We start from the raw sequence: 4,447 nt of genomic DNA on the forward strand, positions 1-4,447 counted from the left end.
GGATCTTCACGTTGTAGTCGACCACCCGCTTCACGGGCACCAGGATCTTCATGGGGCAGGGTCTCCGGTCAGGCCGGCGTGGCCGGCGCATACGAACCTCGTCGGGCCGTCGCGGAGAGGAATCCTCTCCCGTCCGGCGCGAAAACGACGGGAAAATGCGGCCCGGACGCTAGCGGCGTCGTCCGGCGATGTCAATTCGAGATGTATACGAAAAAGGAAAGATATTGACGTTTGGTGCGACGGCGGAAAACCGCCACGAATCGTGGGTTTCCGCGCGTCTTCGAACGGCGGTCGCGTGGGGATGCGACCAACGGGGGAGAGGCGGCGAGGCGATGTTCGCCGGCCGGCTGGCGTCGCCGCGTGGAATTCGAGGACGCCGTCGATCGCGCCGGATCGAGGCGTTCGAGGTCAGCGATTGGCGCCGGGCACCCACAGCACGTCGGTGCGCCCGTGGTCGTTGGCCCAACGGGCGGCGACGAAGAAGAAGTCGGAGAGGCGGTTGACGTAGGCGATCGCCACGTCGGAGACGGCGCCGGGGGTCTCGCCGATCATCTCGACCATCACCCGTTCGGCGCGGCGCGACACGGTGCGAGCGAGGTGGAGATGGGCGGCGGCCGGGCTGCCGCCGGGCAGGACGAAGGACTTCAGCGGCTCCAGGTCGGCGTTGAGGGTGTCGATCTCGCGTTCGAGCCGGTCGACCTGGGCCTGGACGACGCGCAGCGGCTCCCATTTGGTCTCGGCGTCGGGCGGCGTGGCGAGATCGGCGCCGAGGTCGAAGAGGTCGTTCTGGATGCGCGCCAGCATGGCGTCGAGTTCGGGCAGGTCGCGCGTATGGAGGCGGGCGAGACCGACCACGGAATTGGTCTCGTCGATCGTGCCGTAGGCGGCGACGCGCGGCGCGGACTTGGGGATGCGCTCGCCGGTGACCAGCGCCGTCGACCCGTCGTCGCCCTTGCGGGTGTAGATGCGATTGAGCACGACCACCTGAACTCTCCCCGTTCCCGTCGGTATCAGCCGCGCAGCCACAGCACCAGGACGACGGCGACGAGAGCGCCGGCCTGGAGGCCGACGCGCCAGCGCATCAGTCGTTGCGAGCGGGCGGGCGAGCCGCCGCGCGCCATGTTGAGAACGCCGAGGCCGAGGGCGCCGGCGACGCCGAGCATGAGGACGACCAGAACGATATCGAAGAACCGCATGGGCGCCGCCCCTTCTGCTCACTCGCGATCCGAAATCCGTCCCGCCAATCGCGACATCGCCGCGTCGCTCAACAGCCGGCGGGCGACATCGATGATCAGCGTCGGCGTCGTCACCCGATAGGTGGGGCGCGGCCGCGGCGATTCCAGCGCGTGCAGGAGTTTGTCGACGACGGCTTCCGGCGGCAACTTGAATCGGGTGGCGCCGCCACGGCCCATGCGGGCGAGACGGCGGCGATAGACCTCGGCGTGGACCGAGCGGTCGATGTCGACGTTCTGGACGAAGTGCCGGGTCGCGGTGGCGACGAAGCGGGTGGCGATCGGGCCGGGGCGGATCGAGGCGACCTCGATGCCGGAGCCGCGAAGCTCCATCCTGAGGGTGTCGGTGAGGCCTTCGAGAGCGAATTTCGAGGCGGTATAGGCACCGCGATACTTCATCGCGGCGATGCCGAGCACCGAGGAGCACTGGACGATGCGGCCGCGACCGGTCGCCCGCATCGCCGGGATCAGGCGACGGGTGAGATCGTGCCAGCCGAAGAAATTGGCCTCGAACTGGGCGCGCAGCACCTCGGGCGTCAGATCCTCGACGGCGCCGGGCTGGCCGTAGGCGCCGTTGTTGAAGAGGGCATAGAGGCGGCCGTCGGTGGCGTCGAGTACGCGGGTGGCGCAGGCCTCGATCGAGGCGGGGTCGGCATAGTCGAGAAAGATCGCCTCGACCCCGGAGAGCGCGGTCAGGGCATCGAGATCCTCGGTGCGGCGGGCGGTGGCGAAGACGCGCCAGCCGCGGCGCGCCAGGATCTCGACGGCGGCGCGACCGATGCCGGTCGACGCTCCGGTGACCAGGATCGATCGGTCGGCGATCGGCAGGCTCATGTTCGGGTTCCTCCGCCCGTCTGCGATCGGGCTTCGGCGCCCACTGTCGTGCGCCGGCCGGCGACGAGCAAGACCGCATACGCCGGAAATCGAAAACCGGCCGACGTTTCCGTCGACCGGTTCCGATGAGCTTGCGATGACCGTGTGAGATGTTGATCTCATTTTCGGTCGCGGAAAGCAATCAGAAACCTATGGAAAGGTTAATCCGGCAGAGGAACCGGCACCTAGGCCATGGACTCGAACCGCATCCAGAGTCGAGCGGCGGCGAGGAGCACGGCTGCGAGGTAGTTCGCCGCGAGTTTCTCGTAGCGGGTGGCCACACGCCGGAAGTGCTTTAATTTACAGAAGAACCGCTCGACGAGGTTGCGCTTTCGGTAGAGTTCGCGGTCGACGGATCGCTGCACGCGGCGATCCGAACAGGTCGGGATGTGCGCGGTCCCGCCGAGCGCGGCGACCAGTTCGAGGATGGCTCTGGCGTCGTATCCACGGTCACCCCGCCTTCCCCGTGCCCCTTCTGCAACCTGCTGCGGTTGGGCCGCACCGCGTTCCCTGCTAGAACCTGCACTGGAAGTGGCCGTTCATCACCGCCGCTGCGGTTGGGCCGCACCGCGTTCCCTGCTAGAACCGCGCTTCAGGTCGGGCAGCTTGGCGCTGTGCTGCGGTTGGGCCGCACCGCGTTCCCTGCTAGAACCAACGTCGCCGCCCAGACCTTCACCGCGACGCTGCGGTTGGGCCGCACCGCGTTCCCTGCTAGAACGGCGGATTGACGATCGAAGAGGTCGAGGCGGCTGCGGTTGGGCCGCACCGCGTTCCCTGCTAGAACGCCGCGTCCTGCGCCTCACCACCTTCGGCCGCTGCGGTTGGGCCGCACCGCGTTCCCTGCTAGAACGAAGCGGGCGATATCGGCCGTCGTGCGGGTGCTGCGGTTGGGCCGCACCGCGTTCCCTGCTAGAACTGAAACCGGGGTCTGGATGAAGGCCCGTCCGCTGCGGTTGGGCCGCACCGCGTTCCCTGCTAGAACGCCCTTCGGGAAACCCTCTGTTTTCAGAGGGTTTTTCGCCTTCTTGCGCCTGGAAATCAAGCCCTGTTTCATTCGATCGGCCAAGTCGGCGACGATTCAGAAGAGCGTGAGTTGATCGGGACGAGCAGGTCTCGGTTCGTCGGACTTGCCGCGATAGCTGCGGATGTCGGCATATTGGCGATCGGTGAACCAGATCACGTCGACCTTTCCGTCCTTCGGGACGTGGCGGCCGATCCTGCGGGTGATTGCTTCTGCCTGCTCCTTGCCTGCCGTGAAGCGTAGGTAACAGGAGAACTGCATCATCAGAAATCCCTCGTCCAAGAGGAATTGGCGAAATTTCGTCGCCCGCTTGCGTTCGGGCTTCGTCATGACCGGAAGATCGAACAAAGCCATCACCCACAAGACACGATACCCCGACAAGGAACTCACGGCACGCATAGTTCGGCATCCTCATCCGCTTCGAGGGGGATGAGGGGCTTTGGCAGCGCCAGTGTTTTGCGCTCTCCGGTGTAGACCTGCGCCAGCGTCACGGCCAAGCGCCCGAGAACGTTCGAAAGCGGCGTTCGCCCCTCCGCTGTCGCGAAATCGGCATGGAGGACCCCGGCGAGGCGCTTCTTGACGATCGGGTCGAGGCGATCGATCCCCTCGTCGGTCAAGTCGCGAACGATGAGGTCGACCGAGGGGCGAAAGGGTTCCATGAGGTCGTCGGCGAGGCGGAGCGCATCGCCCTTGCTGCGATGGTGCAATGCCAGCGAGGGGTGAAGCCCTGCCGCAACGATGGACCGCGCGGTGGCGGCTCTGAGGATTGTGTATCCGTAATTCAAGAGATCGTTCGTCGAACCCGCGTCTCGGATGCGTCGAAATCGTCGACCAAAGAGAGCGGGAAAGTATCTCTGAGAGGCGAGTGCTTCGAAATTGTCGGGGTCTCCCGAGCGCACTTTCGTCGCCAGAGTGCGAACCGTGCCTGCTCCGGCCCCGACGCGGTCGAGAGCTTCTGCCTGTGCCGTGATCTTTGCCTTGACGATCTCGGCCCAGAGCCGCTTGCGGACAGGAAGCGTCGCTTCTGCTTGGGCTTCTATTCGGCTGCCTTGATCGTGATGGCCGTCGACGGGAAGAACGAAGGCGCTCGGGCGAAAGTCGGGGCCGCTGATGACGAGTGGGGCTCCTCGACGGGCGAGAGCCGCCACGACTTGCGTGGTCATGCTCGCGGCGGGATTGGCGACGATGACCGCTTCGATGTCGTCTAGCGGAACCCTTCCAAGTTCGCCTTCCGGGCCTGAGATCGCCAGGAAGCCGCGTTCGAGACTGATGAGACCTGTGCGCGGATAGCCCTCGACGACCGTCTACTGACGTGATTCAC

The 4,447-nt window shown here is 66.0% G+C and carries 5 protein-coding genes, 1 pseudogene and 1 CRISPR repeat array; all 6 genes and pseudogenes read right to left on the reverse strand.

Annotation, left to right across the window (positions count from 1 at the left end; all coding sequences use genetic code 11):
• Window positions 1-408: 408 nt before the first annotated feature.
• The 6 genes and pseudogenes from V7Q42_RS21245 to cas1 all read right to left on the reverse strand — a co-directional run bounded on the left by V7Q42_RS21245 (window position 409) and on the right by cas1 (window position 4,397).
• Window positions 409-984: a cob(I)yrinic acid a,c-diamide adenosyltransferase gene (locus V7Q42_RS21245; RefSeq protein WP_333826270.1), complete on the reverse strand. Its 576-nt coding sequence runs from the start codon at window positions 982-984 to the stop codon at window positions 409-411.
• A gap of 26 nt (window positions 985-1,010) precedes the next feature.
• Entirely contained in the window at window positions 1,011-1,196 is a 186-nt protein-coding gene (locus V7Q42_RS21250) for a twin transmembrane helix small protein (protein ID WP_333826271.1), read from the reverse strand.
• Between the two features lie 18 nt (window positions 1,197-1,214).
• Window positions 1,215-2,066 (reverse strand): SDR family oxidoreductase, encoded by an 852-nt coding sequence (locus V7Q42_RS21255; RefSeq protein WP_333826272.1) that lies wholly within the window; start codon window positions 2,064-2,066, stop codon window positions 1,215-1,217.
• A 224-nt stretch (window positions 2,067-2,290) separates the two neighbouring features.
• Window positions 2,291-2,548: pseudogene (locus V7Q42_RS21260) on the reverse strand (transposase); the annotation flags it as partial.
• 41 nt (window positions 2,549-2,589) lie between these two features.
• Window positions 2,590-3,087: direct repeats of the CRISPR family, unit length 36 nt; unit sequence GCTGCGGTTGGGCCGCACCGCGTTCCCTGCTAGAAC.
• Window positions 3,088-3,183: 96 nt separating this feature from the next.
• Window positions 3,184-3,525, reverse strand: a complete 342-nt coding sequence (gene cas2, locus V7Q42_RS21265) for a CRISPR-associated endonuclease Cas2 (protein ID WP_333826273.1) — start codon at window positions 3,523-3,525, stop codon at window positions 3,184-3,186.
• Entirely contained in the window at window positions 3,513-4,397 is an 885-nt protein-coding gene (gene cas1, locus V7Q42_RS21270; protein WP_333826274.1) for a type II CRISPR-associated endonuclease Cas1, read from the reverse strand. Before cas1 ends, cas2 begins: the two co-directional genes overlap by 13 nt.
• Window positions 4,398-4,447: the final 50 nt, after the last annotated feature.

It is taken from the genome of Pinisolibacter sp. (assembly GCF_036782435.1).
Taxonomy (GTDB): Bacteria; Pseudomonadota; Alphaproteobacteria; order Rhizobiales; family Ancalomicrobiaceae; genus CALBKH01.

Bases quoted from the DNA above. Each gene is read 5' to 3' on its own strand.
- V7Q42_RS21250 (WP_333826271.1), bottom strand. From the start codon at position 1,196: ATGCGGTTCTTCGATATCGTTCTGGTCGTCCTCATGCTCGGCGTCGCC.
- V7Q42_RS21255 (WP_333826272.1), bottom strand. From the start codon at position 2,066: ATGAGCCTGCCGATCGCCGACCGATCGATCCTGGTCACCGGAGCGTCG.
- cas2 (WP_333826273.1), bottom strand. From the start codon at position 3,525: ATGCGTGCCGTGAGTTCCTTGTCGGGGTATCGTGTCTTGTGGGTGATG.